General features: G+C 70.6%; 10 protein-coding genes. 2 read left to right on the plus strand and 8 right to left on the minus strand.

Annotated elements, in window-relative coordinates; all coding sequences use genetic code 11:
* Window positions 1–55: 55 nt before the first annotated feature.
* Complete coding sequence (locus GF068_RS02985; RefSeq protein ID WP_153817750.1) at window positions 56–2,854, plus strand: YncE family protein; 2,799 nt, start codon at window positions 56–58, stop codon at window positions 2,852–2,854.
* A gap of 50 nt (window positions 2,855–2,904) precedes the next feature.
* Window positions 2,905–4,587, plus strand: coding sequence for an N-acyl-D-amino-acid deacylase family protein (locus GF068_RS02990; RefSeq protein WP_153817751.1), 1,683 nt, complete (start codon window positions 2,905–2,907; stop codon window positions 4,585–4,587).
* 2 nt (window positions 4,588–4,589) lie between these two features.
* Here GF068_RS02990 and GF068_RS02995 read toward each other — a convergent pair whose 3' ends face one another.
* From GF068_RS02995 to GF068_RS46845, 8 genes are read right to left on the minus strand one after another with little or no spacing between them, the layout of a single operon-like run.
* On the minus strand, window positions 4,590–6,425 hold the full coding sequence (locus tag GF068_RS02995; protein ID WP_170319275.1) for a DUF2169 family type VI secretion system accessory protein: 1,836 nt from the start codon (window positions 6,423–6,425) through the stop codon (window positions 4,590–4,592).
* A gap of 12 nt (window positions 6,426–6,437) precedes the next feature.
* Entirely contained in the window at window positions 6,438–6,839 is a 402-nt protein-coding gene (locus tag GF068_RS03000; protein ID WP_153817753.1) for a DUF4150 domain-containing protein, read from the minus strand.
* Between the two features lie 11 nt (window positions 6,840–6,850).
* Window positions 6,851–7,504, minus strand: coding sequence for a DUF3540 domain-containing protein (locus tag GF068_RS03005; protein WP_153817754.1), 654 nt, complete (start codon window positions 7,502–7,504; stop codon window positions 6,851–6,853).
* A gap of 20 nt (window positions 7,505–7,524) precedes the next feature.
* On the minus strand, window positions 7,525–8,574 hold the full coding sequence (locus tag GF068_RS03010) for a pentapeptide repeat-containing protein (RefSeq protein ID WP_153817755.1): 1,050 nt from the start codon (window positions 8,572–8,574) through the stop codon (window positions 7,525–7,527).
* Window positions 8,567–11,269: a DUF2169 family type VI secretion system accessory protein gene (locus tag GF068_RS03015; RefSeq protein ID WP_170319276.1), complete on the minus strand. Its 2,703-nt coding sequence runs from the start codon at window positions 11,267–11,269 to the stop codon at window positions 8,567–8,569. The genes GF068_RS03010 and GF068_RS03015 overlap by 8 nt, the downstream gene beginning before the upstream one ends.
* 7 nt (window positions 11,270–11,276) lie before the next feature.
* Window positions 11,277–13,709: a type VI secretion system Vgr family protein gene (locus tag GF068_RS03020; RefSeq protein WP_153817757.1), complete on the minus strand. Its 2,433-nt coding sequence runs from the start codon at window positions 13,707–13,709 to the stop codon at window positions 11,277–11,279.
* A 28-nt stretch (window positions 13,710–13,737) separates the two neighbouring features.
* The gene (locus GF068_RS03025) at window positions 13,738–16,188 is read right to left on the minus strand and encodes a type VI secretion system Vgr family protein (protein ID WP_153817758.1); all 2,451 of its coding nucleotides are present in this window, start codon (window positions 16,186–16,188) and stop codon (window positions 13,738–13,740) included.
* Window positions 16,189–16,203: 15 nt separating this feature from the next.
* Entirely contained in the window at window positions 16,204–18,660 is a 2,457-nt protein-coding gene (locus GF068_RS46845; RefSeq protein WP_338046187.1) for a type VI secretion system Vgr family protein, read from the minus strand.
* Between the last annotated feature and the right edge of the window lie 53 nt (window positions 18,661–18,713).

Genomic DNA, 18,713 nt, shown 5'->3' on the forward strand with positions numbered 1-18,713 from the left:
CTCTTCGCCCCTGGCGATGAGCCCCCTTCTCCGTGTCCGGAGGTCCATGATGACCATGCACCCTTCGGCGGCGTCACGTTCATTTCGCCGCTCGATCCATTCTCTCCTCGCCATCGCTCCGCTGCTCGCGGGGCTCTCGGCCAGCGCGGAGGCGTCCGCCGCGACGCCTTACACCCTCTTCGAGAGCGGCCAGGTCCGGCCCGTCGCGCTCTCGCCGAGCCAGAACCTGCTCTTCGCCGTCAATACGCCGGACAACAGGCTCGAGATCTACCACGTCGACGCGAATGGCCTCAGCCATCGCAGCTCCGTGCCCGTGGGGCTCGAGCCGGTCTCGGTCGCGGTCCGCTCCGATAACGAGGTCTGGGTCGTCAACCACCTCTCCGACAGCGTGAGCATCGTCCAGGTCGGCCCGCTCGGGCGCGGCGTCGTGAAACGCACGTTGCTCGTCGGCGACGAGCCACGCGACATCGTGTTCGCCGGGCCGGGGAAAAACCGCGCTTTCATCACCACGGCGCATCGCGGCCAGAACGTGCCGTACGACCCCCAGCTCACGACGCCCGGCGTGGGCCGCGCGGACGTGTGGGTGTTCGACGCCGGGAACCTCGGCGCGACGCTCGGCGGCACGCCGCTGAACATCCTCACGCTCTTCAGCGACACGCCCCGCGCGCTCGCGGTGACGCCCGACGGTTCACGCGTGTATGCGGCGGCGTTCCATTCGGGCAACCGCACGACGGCCCTGAGCGAGCTCGCCGTGCCCGACGGCGGCGAGGCGGCCGGCGGCGTGCCCGGGCCCAATACCAACTGGCAAGGCATCCCCGCCCCCGAGGTGGGTATCATGCTCAAGCACGACGGCGCGCACTGGAGGGACGTCGTCGGGCGCTCCTGGGACAGCTCGGTGCCCTTCACCCTGCCCGACAAGGACGTGTTCGTCATCGACGCAAACGCCAACCCCCCGGCCCAGCTCGCGGGCGCGTCCGGGTATTACACCGGCGTCGGGACCATCCTCTTCAACATGGCCGTCAATCCCGTGAACGGGAAGGTCTACGTCAGCAACACCGAGGCCCGGAACGACCTGCGCTTCGAGGGTCCGGGCACGTTCGCGGGCGAGACCTTGCGCGGGCACCTGCACGAGAGTCGTATCACGGTGCTCGGGACGGGCGTCACGCCGCGCCACCTGAACAAGCACATCGATTACGACGCCTACCCGGCCCCGGCGTCCGTGAACGAAAAGACGCTCTCGCAGCCGGTCGGGATGGCCGTCTCGAGCGACGGCGCGAAGCTCTACGTGGCGGCGTTCGGATCCTCGAAGATCGGCGTCTTCGACACGGCGGCGCTCGAGAACGACACATTCACGCCGAGCGCGGCGAACCACATCGAGCTCTCGGGCGGCGGCCCGACGGGTATGGTGCTCGACGAGGCCCGCGGGCGCATGTACGTGCTCACGCGGTTCGACAATGCGATCGCCGTCGTCGACACCGCGGCGAAGGCGGAGATCGGGCACGTCGCCATGCACAACCCCGAGCCGACGAGCGTGATCGAGGGGCGCGCGTTCCTCTACGACGCGCGCCTGTCGGCGAGCAACGGCGAGTCGGCCTGCGGGAGCTGCCACGTCTTCGGCGATTTCGACAGCCTGGCCTGGGACCTCGGCAACCCCGACGGGACGGTGCTGAACAACCCCGGCCCGTTCGTCCCGCTCAGCCCCGAGGGCGAGGCCGCCTTCGGGACCACGGATCCGCTGCTCGGCCAGGACCCCGATTTCCACCCGATGAAGGGGCCGATGACGACGCAGAGCCTGCGCGGAATGGCGAACCACGGCCCGATGCACTGGCGCGGCGACCGGACGGGCGGCAATGACGAGGCGTCGTCGCAGCCGGACGACGGGGCCTTCGACGAGGACGCGGGTTTCAAGAAGTTCAATGGCGCGTTCGTGGATCTGCTCGGCCGGGACACGACGCTCTCCGCGGCGCAGATGCAGAAGTTCACGGACTTCATCCTCCAGGTGATGTACCCGCCGAACCCGATCCGGAACCTCGACAACTCGCTCACGGCCTCGCAACAAGCCGGTCGTGATTTCTTCTTCAACGTCACGGTCGCCGGCCAGGGCGCCTGCGAGGCCTGTCACCGCGTCGATGAGGAGGCGAACCCCGGTGATGCCTTCCCAGGCTTCTTCGGGACCGCGGGCTTCGGCTCCTTCGACGCGACGACGCAGATCCTCAAGGTCCCGCACCTGCGCAACGTGTACCAGAAGGTCGGCATGTTCGGCGCGGGCTTCACGAGCGGGAACCGGCCGCCGGATCCGTTCCTCGGCGATCAGGTCCGCGGCTTCGGCCTCAATCACGACGGCACGGTGCCGGAGCTGTTCACGTTCAACAGCGGCTTCGACGAGGTCCCGCTGAACCCGCTCGGCATCCCGAACACGCCCGCGGGCACGCAGGCCAAGCTCGACATGGAGCAATACCAGCTCGCCTTCGAGACGAACCTCGCGCCCATCGTGGGCCAGCAGGTGACGCTGACGCAGGACAACTGCGCCGTGACGTCGCCGCGCGTCGATCTGCTCGTGGCGCGCGCCGACGCGGGCGAGTGTGATCTCGTCGCGAAGGGCCGGATCGTCGAGGAGATCGGGTTCGTGTACGTCGGCAGCGGGCAATTCAAGGTCGACATCGGCGCGTCGCCGCCCATCTCGAGGGCCCTGATGGAGGCCGTGATGACGGCGGGCAACCTCGCGCTCACGTATACGTGTGCGCCTCCGGGCTCGGGCGTCCGCATGGGTATCGACCGCGACCTCGACGGCTACCTCGACGGCGACGAGCGCATCGCGTGCAGCGACCCGGCCGACCCGACGAGCACGCCGTGAAGCATTGACAATCGCGGGGAGGCCTGGAAAAACCGTCCCGGCCCCCCGCGATGCCGCCCCCGCTCCCTCGCCTCCTGCCCGCCCTCCCGCTGCTCGTGTTGCTCGCGGCCTGCGCCCCCGCGCCGCCGTCCCCATCCCCCCAAGCACCCCCGCCCCCGGAGGCGCCCGCGCCGCCGCCGCCGCGTACGCTCCCGCTCGCGCCGCCGCCGTCGCAAGCGCTGCCGCCTCCACCTGCGCCGCCGCCCCCGCCCTTCCGCTCCGACGAGGTCTTCCGCCTCGCCGTCCGCGGGGGCCACGTCATCGACGGCTCGGGCGCCCCGCGCCGCCGCGCGGATGTGCTCGTTCGCAAGGATCGAATCGCCTTCGTCGGCGACGTCGACCCCTCGGTGCGCGCCGAGCGCACGATCGACGTGGCGGGCGCGGTCGTCACGCCCGGCTTCATCGACGCCCATTCTCACGGCTCTCCGCTCGGCGACGTCGAATACGCGCTCGCCATGGGCGTCACCACGCTCGTGGTGGGCCAGGACGGGCGCAGCCCCGCCACGCGAATCGGCCCCTGGCTCGCCAAGGTCGAAGCGGGCAGGCCTCGCGTGCACGTCGCCGCCCTCGTCGGGCACGGCACCGTCCGCGGCCTCGTCGGCGCCGCGCCTCATACCAAGCCGCGCCCGGCCGAGCTCCAGCGAATGCGTGATCTCGTCGCGCAGGCCCTCCATGACGGCGCATTTGGCCTCAGCACCGGCCTCGAATACGATCCGGGGCGCGGCGCCTCGATGGACGAGCTCGTCGCCCTCGCCGAGCCGGTCGGCGCGCGGGGCGGCGTGGTGATGAGCCACCTCCGCAGCGAGGACGACGACCGCATCGAAGCGTCACTCGACGAGCTCTTCGAGATGTGCCGCAGGGCCAAAGCCCGCGCGCACGTCGCGCACCTGAAGATCGTCCTCGGCCGCGGCGCTCCGCGCGCCGAAGCATTACTCGCGCACATCCAGAGGGCCCGCGCCCAGGGCCTCGCCGTCACGGCCGACCTGTATCCGTACGCCGCGAGTTACACCTCCACCGCGGTCCTCTTCCCCGACTTCGCGCGCCCGCCGTCCTCGTATACGAATGCGCTCCGGAGCCGCCGCCCGGAGCTCGCGGCCTTCTTGCGGGCCCGCGTCGAGAAACGGAATGGCCCCGGGGCGGTGCTCTTCGGGACGGGTGGGTTTGCAGGACGAACACTCGCCGAGGTCGCCGCGTCGCGGCGCGTGCCCTTCGAGGACGTGCTCATCGACGTGGGGCCAAACGGCGCGGAGGCTGCGTATTTCGTGATGGACGAGGCGGTGGTCGCGCGCCTCTTTCAGGATGCCTTCGTCATGGTCGGGACCGACGGCGGAGGCGGCGGGCGGCATCCGCGCGGGTTCGGGGCGTTCGCGCGGGTGATCGAGGAGCTCGTCGAGAAACGAAAGCTCGTCTCGCTGGAGGAGGCGGTGCGGAAGATGTCGGATTTGCCGGCGCGGACGCTCGGGCTCGAAGGGGAGCGGGGGTGCCTCCGCGAAGGGTGCGGGGCGGACCTCCTGGTGTTCGCCCCGGAGGAGATCCACGAGCGCGCGAGCTTCACGGCGCCGCATCGGCTGGCGGCGGGGATGCGCTTCGTGGTGGTCGGGGGCGTCGTCGAGCGCGAGGGCGGGAAGGCGACGCCGGGGCGCGGAGGGCGCGTGTTGCGGTTCGCGGGCGGCGAAGCGGCAGATAAAAAGTGACGTCAGCCACGCTTGTTCGCGCGGAATGCGTCGAGCGCCGCGAGGGCCCCACCGGCCGCGCCTTTGTCGCCGGCGACGTTTTTCGTCCATGAACGCAGGATGGGCATGAGCGCCGGCCTCTGGATGTGGAGCTCGTCGAGCACGGCGTTGGCTTGTCCCTTCACGAGGGACGCGACGATCCGCGCATATTCGCCGGGCTCGATCGGCCCCCGGAAGCCCTCCACGGCGGCGACGTAGGCGCGGTCGTACCTGGCCCGCGCGTCATGCTCCCCGCGGGACGCTTCGTCCGCGAGCTCGCGCGAGAATCGACGCTCGGCCGCCGCGAACGTCCCCTCCGACCATTCGCGCCGCCGGAGGATGTCGGCGCGGGCCTCGTGTTGCTCGGCGATTTCGGCCGAAATGGCGGCGAACTGCTCGATCGAGAGGGCCGCCGGGTCGACGTCGGGCAAAGGCGCAGGCGCAGGCGCGGCCTCGGCAGGCGCGGAGGGCGGCGGCGCGGAGGGAGGGGCGGCGTCGGGCGGCGCGGGGGCGCGGAGCGCGGCGAGGGGCCCGATCATGGGCGGAGCCGCCGGCAGGCCCGGCGAGGCCAGGTCGGGCGGGGGCGGCGGCACGGAGGACGGGGGCCGCGGCGGCGGCGCGGGCGGCGGCGCGGGCGGCGGCTCGAAGGACAGCTTGGGCTTGATGAAGGGCAACGCCGCCCCGGGATCGACCCGCGGAGGCTCGGCCGACAGGCTCGTGGTCTCCTCGATCGAGAGGTCACCCGCGAGCTCCCCGGGCGTGAACGGCAAAGCAGGAGACCCCGCGGCTTGCTGGCTCGAACGCCAGTCGAGCTGGACCGTCCCCGGCTGGCCGGCGCCCGAGAGCCGCCGATCGCTCTCCTCCGTCGTCACCACGACGCACACGTCCTCCATCGGCGACGCGAGCGCCAGCGTGCCCCGCCACGTGAGCGAGCCGATGCCCCGGTTCGTGTCGAGGAGGAGCGTATCGCACCGGAAGCTCAGCTCCGCGGGCGCGCCGCTCTTCTGCACGAGCGCGCGTGGCTTCACGAGCTGCAAGCGCGTCGAGAGGTGCGGCGCGTGCGGGTGGAGGTTCGTCAGCGAGATGGGCTCGTCCCCGCGGATCTCCGCGACGCGCTGATCGAACGGCGCCGTGTTGAAGAACGACGCGTCGATCCCCGCAGGCAAGGGTCCGTCCCCGAGCCGGTGGTGATCCCAGCCCGAAGCGTGTCGCGGGAGTTTGTCGCTTCGATCGGGCCACGTCGGCGCGATCGGCCCGAAGCCGACCGGCGGGATCACGTCCGAGGGCCTCGCGAGGCGGAGGCCCGGCGGCCCGAAGTTGGGCACGCGCCGGAGGTTGCGCGCATCGAGCGGCGTGTTCGGCGGCACGCCGACCGGGTTCGTCGTCCCCGGCCCACCCGCGGCCCGCTCCCACCGCAGCGCGATACGGCCGGACGGAGGCTCCTCGATCAAGCGCCCGTCTGCGGTCCACGCGCGCTCGCCGTGCACCTCGATCGTCTTGTCGAGCACGTCGCCGACCACGAGCCGCGCGAAAAAAGGCCCGCTCAGCGCGGCGTGGGGCGCGTACGCGTGGCCGACGAGCAGGATGTCCGCGCCTCGCTTGAACGGGGCGAGATCACTCGCCGCGCTCAGGCTGCGCCGCTCGTCGTCGTCCCAGTATTCGTCGTGCTCGTTCGGATCGTCCTGCTCCTCGGCGAGGACCGAGAGCTCGGGCGCGAGGGCGAAGGTCGCCTTGCAGACGACCGTGAGCACGTACGCGCCCTCCCGCGGCTGCCAGACGATCGAGCCGACACGAAGCGGGCACGCCGAGACGACGTCCATCGAGCCCATGCCTCAGGGCGCCAGGAGCAGGACGCGCACCTGGCTCGGGACGATACGCATGCCCGGCGCGTTCGTGCTGTTGTGGATGTTCACGCTCGTCAGGCGCGTGCCCGGCAGGCCACCCACGAGCACCGAGAACGCGGCCGTGAGGCTACGCGTCGGGCCCATCACGGTCCCGCTCGCCACGCCCGTCGCGATGCCCGGGTTGTCGCCGAGGCTGATCGGGATCATCGTCGCGAGGTTGTGCGCGGGCGTGCCTCCGTAAAGCACGACGGGCACGAACGGGATCCCGAGCGGGCCGATGGAGAGGTTCGGGTACGGGATCGGGATCGGCGCGGGCGCGGGCGGTATCGGGGTGAGGCACACGTCCGGGAAGCCCAGGTTGAGCCCACCCATCTGCGAATTCGCGAACATCTCCGTGCCTCCTAGCCGAGCTGGATCTGCTTGCCGTCGACCTTGATGAGCTCCTCGGCGTGCAAGACCGCGTGCTCCGCGCGCATCGCCAGCGTCGTCTCGGCCGCGTAGTCGACCTTGTTCGCCTTGAGCTGATCGATGTCCTCGACCGTGCGGAACGACCGCTTCACGCGCTCGGAGACGCGCTCGAAGATCGACTCGCGCGTGGCGCCGACGGTCTTGATCGCCTCGACCTCGGCCTTGAGGCGATCGCCGAGGTAGGCGAGCTTCTGCACGAAGAGCTTGCCCTCGAGCGCGCTCACCGAGAGCGCCCGACCGACGAGGCTGAGCTCGTCGCCCGACGCCACGCTCACGCCCTTGGCGCCGCGCAGGCCGAGCTTGCCCGAGCCCACGACGACGTCGAGATCCCCCTCGACCTCGAGCCTCGTCTTCGTCTCGCCCTCGGCGCCTTCGAGCACGGCGAGCACGAAGCAACGCCCCTGGGGCCCGAACGAGCAGAGCACGACGTCGCCCGGCGCGGGCGCGACGAGGCAGCTCTTCGCGCGTCGGGCCGAACAATCGAAGTCACCCACCCTCACCGTGAAGACCCCGTCCTTCACGTCGACGACCGTCCCCTCGTCGACCGTCGTGAGCTCGCGATTCAACTTCCGTGCGGCAGCGTGCATGCGTCTCTCCTGATCGAAGGTCAATACGGCGGGTTCCAGTCCTCGGACGTGCTCACGTCGGCCTCGTCGCCGAGGGCGGCGGCGCGGCTGCACCAGATCGTATCCTTGTCTTTGACGCGGTGGAAACGCGTCCGGAAGACCTTGGCGCCCTTGAAGTCGGCCGCCGAGACGTCGGCGTGCGTGAAGTCGGCGTAGGTCAGGTCGCAGTCCACGAGCCGCGCCCCCTCGCACGCGGCGCGGTGGAAGATGGCCTCGTCCACGCGCGCGCCCGAGAGATCGGCGAGGGGCAACTTCGCGTCGGCGAAGAGCGCTCGCGTGAGGCATGCCTTCGTGAAGGTCGCCCGCGCCATCTTCGCCTCCACGAAGACGGCCTGCTGCGCCTCCGCGCCGTCGAAGCGCGCCTCCACGAGGTTCGCCCGCATGAAGTTGCACTGACGCACGATCGCCCGCTCGAAGGAGGCGCCCTCGACGTCGGCGTCGATGAACTGCGAGAGCGTCAGGTCCATCCCGGCGAAGTTCACGCCCCGGAGCCTGGCGCCGATGAAGAGCGTGTTGTCGAAGCGCGCCTCGCTGAAGTTGGTCTCGGTGAGATCGGCCTTGTAGAGCGTCGTCTGCTTGAGGCACGCCCGCGCGAGGATCATGCCCGTCACCGTGCACTCGACGAACCCGGCGCGATCGAGGTTGCACCCCGAGAGATCGGCGCGCGAGAGATCACTCTGCGCGAAGCCCGAGATCACGAGGTCGGAGCCCGACAGCCGCGCCTCCGTGAGATCACACTGGTAAAACTTCACGACGGGCATGTTCCCGCCGCGCAGATCGGCCCCGCGCAACGTCGAGCGGTTCCACACGGCGTGGCGCAGGTTCGCCTCGTTCATGCGGGCGCCGTCGAAGTCGCACTCGCTGAGCACGCTCTCCTTGAACAGGCAGCCGCCGAGGTTCGCCCCGCGGAACGAGACCTTTTCGAAGATGCCGCCGGAGAGATCGGCGCCGGCGAGATCGAGGCCCGAGAGGTCGATCCCCGAGAGGATCTCCCCGCCCTTGACCCTCTGCACGAGCTCGGTCTTATCCACGGCTCTCCTTGCTTCCCGGCTTGACCGCGGCCTTCTGCGCGCTCGGATCCACGCCCTTCGGCGACACGCGGACCTGCGTGACGAGCGCGTCGAAGAAGCTCGTCTTGTCGTCACCGACGGCGCGCAGGAGGTCGGCGCGGAAGAGGTTCGCGCCCTTGAAATCGGCGCGTCCGAGCTTCGCCTTGAGGAAGATCGCGCCCTCGAGGTCCGCCGCGACGAGGCTCGCGCCCGTGAGATCCGCGCGCATGAACAGGGCGTTCTTGGCGACGGCGCGGTAGAGCTTGGCTTCCCGCAAGACGCACTTCGAGAGGTCCGAGGCGGAGAGCGTCGCGCCGCTGAAATCCGCGTGGCTGAAGTCGGCCTCGCGCAGCGTCGCCGCGGCCATCGTCGCGCCCGTGAAGTCGGCGCCGATGAACGAGCACGGCTCGGCGAGCCGCATCCCGCCGAGGTTCGCCTTCAGGAACGACGCGCCGTCGAGCGTGCACCGGACGAGCGAGGCGTGCTCGAGCGTCGCGTTCGCGAAGTTCGCGTTGCGCAGGTCGACCTCGACCAGCATCGCGTGCACGAACGTCGACTCTCGCAGATCGCAGCCGCGCAGCAGGTTCCCCTTCAGGATGCACTTATCGAACCGAGCCCCCGAGAGGTTCGCGCCGTCGAGCAGGACGTCGGAGAGGTCGGCGAGCTCGAAGACGACGTTTCGCAGCGACGCGCCCGTGAGATCGGCCTTGGCGAGGATCGCGCCGCGAAGATCGACGTCGTCGAGCTTCGTGCTCCTCGCGTTCGAGGCGCCGAGGTTCGCCTCCGCGAGATCGGCGCCCGTGAAATCGGCGCCCGAGAGATCGGCGCCCGCGAGCACCACGCGCGAGAGCTTCGCGCCGCGCAGGTTCGCCCCGGAGAGGTTTCCGTTCTCGAGGAACGCCTCCGAGAGGTCCACGCCCACGAGATCCATCTCGGAGAGATCCGCGCCCGAGAGATCGATCCGCGCGAGGCTCCGGCCCTCCGCATGCGCAGCCGCGACGCGCTTTCGGAGCTCGCTGCGCGCGGGCTCTTCGAGGCGATCGGGGCGGAACTCGGCGAGGTGCGCGCCGTCGCGATACGCGTTCCGGGCCTCCTCCTCGGCCCTGCGCAGCTTCTCCTCGGTCGCCGGATCGGAGAGCGTCGCGTCGAGATCGGGCGTCGACACGTTCGCGTTCTGGCAGAGCGTCTGGATGTCGCGCAGCCGCTCGAGCTCCTTGTCCGCGGAGAACTTCGGCGGCCCGGCGGCCTCCTTCTTCATCCTGCGGACCTCGGCGTCGTAGTTGATCCCCGCCGCGGCGTAACGCTTCCGCGTATCGGCGAGCGTCATCTCCTGCGCCTCGTCCATCGTGCGTTGCGCCTCCGCGAGCTCGCGCTCCGAGCGCTCCACGAAGTCCGGCAGATCCGCGAACGAGGGCCCCTCCACGGGCTTCGGCCCCGGAGCGACCGGCACGAGGTCCGGATCTCCGCCCGCCGCCAGGATCTCCGCGCGTGTCCGCTCGGCCTCGCGACGCGCGCGCTCCGCGAGGTTCTTCTGCAACAGGTTCTCCGAGCGCGTGAGCTCGAACATCGCGTCGATGTCCCCGCCCCCCGAGACCTTGCCGCCCCCGTCGGGCGGCAGGAGGTCGCCGTCGCGGAAGACCTCGGAGGCCTCGCGCTTCGGATCGAGCCTGCGCTCGAGCACGGCGCGGTAATGCTCGAGGGGCCGCTTCGACGCTTGATCGTCGGCGGCGACGAGCAGGTGGACGATGTCGTCCGCGTCGTCCTCGGCGACGGCCCAGAGCCCGCGGAACGAGAGCGCCACGCGCTCGTGGTGCGGGAAGATCTGCACCGTGTCGAGGTGCAGCGGGATCTCGCGGAACACGTCGCCCTCGGCCGTCCGCTGCGTGACGAAACATCGGCCGACGACGCCCGGCAAGCGCCCCTCGATCCGAGGTTTGTCGGGGTGCATGTTCTCGACGAGGATCTCCTCGACGCCCTCGAAGAAGCCGGCCGGGAGCTGCTGATCGTTCGGCGCGGCGCTCCACATGGAGAGGTCCATGTCCTTCGCCAGGCCCGGCAGATCCTCGCGCATCCACTTCGTGTCGTAGGTGCCGATCTTCGGCCACCGCTGGGCCCAGAGCAGATCGTAGGGCCCGAAGCCCGCGGGCGGCGGCCTGTCGGACGTGCTCTTGATGAGCCTGTCCGGCAGCTCGATGTTCGGCAAGCGGTGCAGCACGCGCCCGTCGACCTTGATCGGGGCGAACCCCACGCCGATGGGGTTCTGCGGGAACCCCTCGCCGCCGAACGCGTGCGTGTAGCGGATGGGCATCTCGGTGAAGAGCTCGGGATCACTCGGCGTGCCGTCGCGGCGGAAGACCCGATCGCCGATGACGTAGAGCGTCTTGTCGACGGGGCCGACCTTCACGCGCACGGACGCCGCGGGCCTCGGGACACGGTTCGCCGTGAAGCAACGGCCGTGCACGAGCACCTCGCCGCGTTGCTTGGGCATACACTCGTCGATCACCGCCTCCTTGCCGAGCTCCGCGGCCGCGAGGCGCCACATCTCGACCTCGGAGAGCAGGCTCGGCGCCTTTCCGAGGTCGCAGAAGACGAAGACCGTCGGCACGAAGTAGTGCTTGTGATCGAGCTCGAACGTCCGCGTGAGGACGCCGAGCTTCATGGGCTTGATGGTCTTCAAGGTGCCGTCACGTGAACGTATGCACGCCCGAGGGGTGGATGAGGACGCCGATGCCCACGAACTTCACCCCGTCCTCGTCGAGCTTCGCGCCCGCGGCCGTGGACTTGAGGCCCGTCTTGCGCAGGTTCAAACCCGTGAACGAGATGGCCGTGCCCTTCGCCGAGGCCGTGAGCGCGCCATAACTCGAGGACTTGCCCGTCGCCGCAAGTTTGACCACGAACATGTTCAGCTTCACCCCGACGAGGTGCAGCTTGAGCAGCATGTTGATGTCGAGGCTCGACGCCTGGTGCGTGATCGGGCCCGCTGCCACGTGGATCGTCGCCGCGCCGACGTTCACCGTCTCCGAGCCGCCGATCTCCGTGTCGTGGTTGCCGCCGACGAGCGCGCCGAGCACCGCGCCGGCGTGGATCGTCCGCGCGCCTCCGATGTTCGTCGTCTGGTTGCCGCCGTAGTCCTGCAGGACGATCGCCCCGACGGTCTGATCCCGCGTCGCGCCGTACGTCTCCGTGAAGGAAGCCGCGATGCTCGTCGTCCGCGTCGCGCCGTACGTCTCGCCCACGTCGCCGGCGACGTTCTCCTTCAGCGCGCCGCCGACGATGTTCGCGTGGCTCGCGCCGGTCTCTCGCGCCTCGTTGCCGCCGATGATCATGAGCCGGCTGCCGCCGATCATGCGGACCTGGTTCGCGCCGATGGTCTCCGTCTGGTTGGCCCCGACGGAGAGCGTGTCGTTCGCGCCGATCTGGATCGTCTGGTTGCCGCCGATCTCCTCGGTGTTGCTCGCCCCCACCGTCATGAGCGCGTCGGCGCCGACGTTCTCCACGCGCTCGCTGCCGACGTTCGTGACCATGTCCTTGCCGGCGTTCGTGTAGATGCGCTCGCTGCCGGCCGTGTCCTCGAACGAGATCTCGTTGCGCACGCCGCCGCCGGGCGTCGAGAGCGACCACATCGTACTGTGCGTCGGGTTCGTCTGCGCGGGGCGGTTCTTGCCGTTGTAGACGCGGCCCGTGACGAAGGGCCTGTCGGGATCACCGTCCTCGAACTCGACGATCACCTCGCACCCGACGCGCGGGTGCCAGATGCCGCCCTGACCACCACGCGCAAAAGGCTCGCTCACGCGGACCCACTTGCTCGAAGGCTCCTTGGCGAGCCGCTTCTCGTCGGTGTCCCAGTGAAACCGGACGCGCACGCAGCCGAGCGCGCTCGGCCCGCCGAGGTTCACCTCGGACCCACGCGCGCTCGGCTCCGCGGTCACGAACGCGGTCTGCGCGCCGACGATCCGCGGCTTCTGCGTCCTCCGCGCCGGGCGATACCGGCTCTCCGCGACGTCGCTCCCGCGGCCGCGGCAAGCGCACTCGATCTCGACGTGGAACGGCTCCGCCTGGGCGTCGCCCGCGTCGACCGAGAGCACGCCTTGCTGCTCGCCGACGGCGCGCAAACGCGTGACGAGGTACTCGCCTTCGTAGCGGGCCTTCGGGTGCTCCAGCGTGAAGATCGATCCCGCGGAGAGCACACGCGTCACCCCCTCGCCGACGGCGTACGAGGCCTCGGTGTGCAGCTCGTCGAGCCGCGCCTCCGCGAGGGGCTGCCCGAGCTCGGCGCTCTCGAAGGAGCCGCCGTGGAAGGCGTACGCGGAGAGATCCGACGCGCCGGAGAGCGCCTCCGCGTCCACGTCGAGCGCGGGTTTCTCCCAGTTGTACGCGCCGAGGTGCACCCTCGCCTCGCGCAGCCGCGCGCCGAGGCGGAACGTGCCGATCCCGCGGCCCGGTTTGCCCGGACCAAACACGTCGTCGCCCGGCACGCGCGGGCGGCCAAAATCCTTGTCCGAGAGCACGAGCAGGCTCGCGTCGTCCGTGTGCTCGAAGTGGTAGCCGATCCCCTCCTCTTCGAGCAGCCGCGCCACGAAATCGAGGTCGCTCTCGTTGTACTGGACCACGTACGGCCGTGCCCTCGGGTCGTCGAGCCGGCTGCCCTTGATGCGCCAGGTGAAGCGCGCCGCCGCGGCCGTGAACGAGGGCGGGCCGACCGGCGGATCGAGCAACGCGCCCTTCGTGAGCGTCATCCCCGCGTCGTCGCGAAGCACGCTCTCGAGGATCTGCCGCAACGTCTTGTCGACGAAGACGCGGCTCCGCGTGCGGTAACGCGCGCGCGCGAGCAGCGGCTCGAGCACCACGCGGTACACCGATCCCTCGGGCACGCTCGTGACGTCCTCGGCCTCGGTGACGACGCCGTGCACGACCTTCCACGCGGGCGCCGAGAGCGTCGTGATCCAGAGGCTCGCACGCTTGCCCAGCATGGCTTCGGGATCGAGATCGGCCGCCTTCGCGAGGAGCAAGAGCTCGTACCGGAAGAGGCGGCTCATCCCCTCCTCGCCCTCGAAGCGCGCGACCCGCAAGGGCTCGGCCTCGTCCTCCCACGCAAACACGAAATCGTCGGTGTTCATCGGTCTCCTCGTGCCAGCGCGAGCGCCCTCAAAGCTTGATGATGAGCCCGACCCGGGTCTTGACCCCGTTGTTCTGCATGTGCCCCCCGTCGACCCGCGTGAGCAGGCCAAACGCGTCCACGTCCGCGCCGACGAGCTCCAGGTTGAGCCCGGCCGCCGCGGCGCTCACGCCCATCGTCGACGACGAGTACCCCGTCGCGCTGAGCGCGATCCCGCCGATCGTCACGTCGAGGCCCGTGATCGTGTACTTCGCGACGTCGACGTCGCTCCGGTTCGAATCGAGCGCCTTGTACCGAGGCGCGAGGTAGATCGCGCCGCCGCCCGTGTCGAGCGTGTGGCTGCCCGCGATCTTCGTGGTGACCGAGCCCGCCACGATGCGGATCGACGCCGCGGAGACCGTCGTGTCGAGGCTCGCGCACGAGAGCTCGCGGTTGCCCCCGACCATCTTCAGGTGCGCCGCCCCGAAGCCTTGCGTGTGCGCGCCGGTGATCGTCGTCGTCCGGTCGCCGCCCACGGTCTCGGTCTCGTTCGCGGCGACGCTCGTCGTGAGCGAGCCGCCGATCTCCTCGGTCACGCTGCCGCCGACGAGCTCGGTGTGCGCCCCGGCGATCGAGATCGACTGATCGGCGCCGACGAAGTGCGCCTCGTTGCCCCCGATGATCGTCGCCGAGTTCGCGCCGATCGTCGTCGTCACGTTGCCCCCGACGAGGGCCGTGTCGTTGCCGCCCACCGTGACCGTCTCGTCGCCGCCGATCGTCACCGCCGAGCTCGCGCCGATCGTCTCCGTGTCGTTCGCGCCGACCGTCATCGCGCTGTTCGAACCCACCGTCTCCAGGCGCTCGTTGCCGACGTCGGTCTCCATGTCCTTGCCGGCGTTCGTGTAGATGCGCTCGGCGCCTGCCGTGTCGTCGAACGTGATCTCGTTGTGCACGGCCCCGCCGGGGCTCGCGTTCGACTTCAGCGTGCTGATGCTGGGCGCGCCGCCGTGGTAGGGCCGGTTCTTGCCGTTGTAGACGCGGCCGACGACGAGCGGACGATCGGGATCCCCCTCCTCGAAATCGACGATCACCTCCGTGCCCACGCGCGGGTGCCACACGCCGCCCATGCCGCTGCCCGCGAAGGGCTCGCTCACCCGCACCCAGGCGCTCGAAGGCTCCTTCGCGAGCCGCGCCGCGTCCGTGTCCCAGTGGAACCGGAGCCGCACGCAGCCGATCTGCGCGCCCGGCGGCCCGCCGATGTGGATCTCCGCGCCCGGCGACGAGGGCTCCGCGGTCACGGTGGCCGTTTGTGTCCCGACGATCCGCGGCCTCGGCGTGACACGCGGCGGGCGGAACCCGCTCGCCTCGACCGCTGTCCCCTGCCCCCTTCGCGCGCAGCCGAACCGCACGAAAAACGGCTCGCTCGTGCCGCCGTCCCCGCCGCTCGCGAGCACGCCCGCTTGCTCGGCCACGACCTCCAGCGACGTCACGAGGTACTCGCCCTCGAGCCGCGGCTTCTTGTGCTCGAGCTTGAAGATCGTCCCCGCGCCGAGGACCCGCAGGTGCCCCTCGCCCCGCGCGAACCGCGCCTCCGTCCTGTGCCGCTCGAGCCGCGCCTTCGCGAGCGGCTGGCCCTGGCTCGCCTCGTCCGGGAACCCGCCCGGATACAGCACCTCGAAGAGATCCGCGCCCTTCTCGCCCGCCCGCGCCGCCATGTCGAGGCCGGGCTGCTTCCAGTTGTACTCCCCGAGCGAGACGGCCCCGGGCCGCAGCTTGCCGCCCGCGAAGAACCCACGCACCTCGCGCCCGTCGATCCCGATGCCCACGAGATCCGGCGCGAGCCGCGGCCGCCCCGCGTCGCTGTCCGTCAACACGAGCAGGCTCGTCTCCGCGCCGTTCTCGACGTGGTAGCTGATCCCCTCCTCCTCGAGCAGCCGCGAGACGAACGCGAAGTCGCTCTCGTTGTACTGCACGACGAAGGGCCGCACGCGCCGGCTGTCGAGCCGCGACGTGTCCTCCACGCGCCACGCGAACGCCTCCTTCGCCGGCGTATACCCGGCGTCGCCGAGATCCGGCGCGGGCGCCTCGGCGCCGGCCTCGTGCACGAGCGGATCCCCGAGCAACACGGCCGTGACGATCTCGCGCAGCGTCTTGTCGAGGAAGATCCGGCACCGCCTCCGGTGCGTGGCGCGCGCGAACGGCGGCGCGAGCACCACGCGTAACGTGCGCCCCTCCGGCAGCCGCGCGATCTCCTCGGCCTCCACGACGATCCCGTGCACGCTCCTGTACAGCGGGGCCGAGAGCGTCGTGATCCGCAGCGTCGCGCGTTTGCCCACGAGCGCCTCGACGGCCGTCGTCCCGGCCGGATCGAGCAGCAGGATCTCGTACCGATACAGCGACGAGATCGCCTCGACGCCGCGGAGCCGCGCGACCCGGAGCGAGGCCCAGGGGTCGGCCCCGGAGACCTCTTCACAAGCGAACGTGTAGTCCAAGCTCGGCATGGGTTCCTCTTGCTCTCAGGCCTCGACGTTCGGCCCGCCGCCCTGGTGGTCCACGCCCGACGCCACGAGCCCGACGGCGGCGACCTTGAGGATCCCGCCGCACATCCGCTTCTCGAAGCCGTACGCGCTCGGCTCCGCGCCGCTCGACGACTTGCCGATCCCCGTCACGTCGCGGGTCATCCCGATGGCCTCCAGCGTGATCACGTTGATGGACATCGACGAGCCCTGCGCGTCGAGCTTCGCGCTCTTGATGTCGTCCTCGAACGCCGAAGCCGTGAGGTGCAGCGGGCCATTTCGCGTGATCGATCCCCCGACCTCCATCGTCTGCGGCCCGCCGCTCGCCTCGATCTCGACCGCGCCCACCTGCGTCGTGACGCTGCCCGTCACCACGGTCTTGTAGTTGCCGCCGATCATCATCAGCCGCGCGGCGCTCACCGTCAGCGCGTGCGAGGCCGCGCTCTCGGTCACGTCCCCGCTCACCGTGACCTTCATCATCGCGCCGAAGCTCTCCGTCACCGCGCCGCCCACGGTCGAGTCGCGCGAAGCTCCGTACGTCTCGTCGACCGCGCCGCCGACCTCCTCGGTCACGCTCCCGCCGACGCCGATCGTCTGCGATCCGCCGACCATGTTCAGCTCGTTCGCGCCCACGGTGTGCGTGTGGTTGCCGCCGATGATCGTGACCGCGTCGCCGCCGATCGTGATCGTCTGGTTGCCGCCGATCGTCAGCGTGTCGTTCGCGCCGACGCTCTCCGTGCGGTTCGCGCCGATCGTCTCGGTGTTGTCGCCGCCGACGGTCATCTTCGCGTTCGACGCCACGCTCTCGCGCCGGAAGTTCGCGACGTCCGTCGTCTGATCCTTGCCGGCGAAGTAGTGCAAAAGCTCGCCGCCTGCCGCGTCGCCGAACATGATCTCGTTGTACGTGCCGCCGCCGGGCGTCGAGAGCGACTTGATCGAGCTCTCGTGTGCTCCGCCTCGCGCGGGCAGGTTCGCGCCGTTGTAGACGCGGCCGACGACGACGGGCCTGTCGGGGTCGCCCTCTTCGAAGTCGACGATCACCTCGTCCCCGACGCGTGGATGGAACACGGCCCCTTCCCCGGCGCCGGCGAAGATCTGGCTCACGCGCACCCATCGACTCGCGGGCTCCTTCGCGAGCCGCGCCGCCTCCGTGTCCCAGTGAAACCGCAGCCGCACGCAACCGACGGCGAGCCCGTCCGGGCCGCCCACGTTCACCTCGGCCCCGCTCGCGCCGGGATCGGCCGTCACGACCGCCGTCTGCACCCCACGAATCCGCGGCTTCGGCGTGCGAAGCGCCGGGCGGAACCGCGAAGCCTCGACGGCGTTGCCCACGCCCCGCCGCGCGAGCTCGAAGCGCGCCTCCCAGGGGATCGAGTCCTCCGCCGAGGGCTGCGCGAGCACGCCCTGCTGCGCACCGCGCACGTCAAGGCGCGTGACGACGTACTCGCCCTCGTGCCCCGGCTCCTCGGTGACGAGCTCGAAGATCGACCCGGCCGAGAGCACCCGCGCCGAGCCCGCGCCGGCCGCGTAACGCGCCTCCACGTGATACCGATCGAGCCGCGCGGACGCGAGCGGCGCGCCCTTGTCGGGGGCGTCCGCGTACGCCGCGGGATAATGGTACTCGGCGAGCTCGCCGCTGCCGGCCTTCGCCTGGATGTCGAGCGTCGGCTTTCGCCAGTCGTGATCATCGAGCACGACCCGCGTCGGCCGGAGCCGCGCCCCGAGCGCCAGGTGGCTCACGGCGCGGCCGGGGATCTGCGCGCCGAGCTCCGCGGGCTCGAGCCGCGGCCGGCCGCCGTCGTGATCCGTCAAGACGAGCAGGCACGACTCCCGTCCGTTCTCGAAGTGGTAGCTGATGCCCTCCTCCTCGAGCAGGCGCGAGACGAACACGAAATCACTCTCCTCGTACTGCACGACGAACGGCCGCGCGCGTGGATCGTCGAGCCGCGAGGTGTCCTGCACGCGGAAGGTGAAGAGCTCCTGCGCGGGCGAGAAGCTCGGCGCGCCGTCGTCCTCCTCGACCTCGGCGGCGCTCCGGTGCTCCATGAGCGGATCCCCCGAGAGGACGGCCTCGAGGATGCGGCGCAGGCTCTTGTCGAGGAAGATGCGCGAGCGGGTGCGGTGCGACGCGCGGGCCCAGGGGGGATCGAGGATCACGCGGAGGAGCGCGCCCTCGGGCAGGTCGGCGAGCTCGGACGCCTCCCGGACGATGCCGTGCACGACCTTGAAGGGAGGATTCGAGAGGGTGGCGACGCGTAACGTGGCGCGTTTGCCGACGAGATCGCGTGGATCGACGTCCGGCGCGCCGGCCTTCGCGAGCAGGGTGATCTCGTACCGATACGGCTCGGAGAGCGCCTCCCGGCCGCGAAAACGCACGACCCGGAGCGCCCCCCACGCCCCGAAAGGCCCGTCGCCAGGAATGGATTCGCACGCGAAGGCGAAATCGTCGGTGGACACGCGGCGGTCCCCCTTTCTCCGAGGTGATGGTCGCTCGGTCCGCGCGGGGTTTC

Source organism: Polyangium spumosum (assembly GCF_009649845.1).
GTDB lineage: Bacteria > Myxococcota_A > Polyangia > Polyangiales > Polyangiaceae > Polyangium > Polyangium spumosum.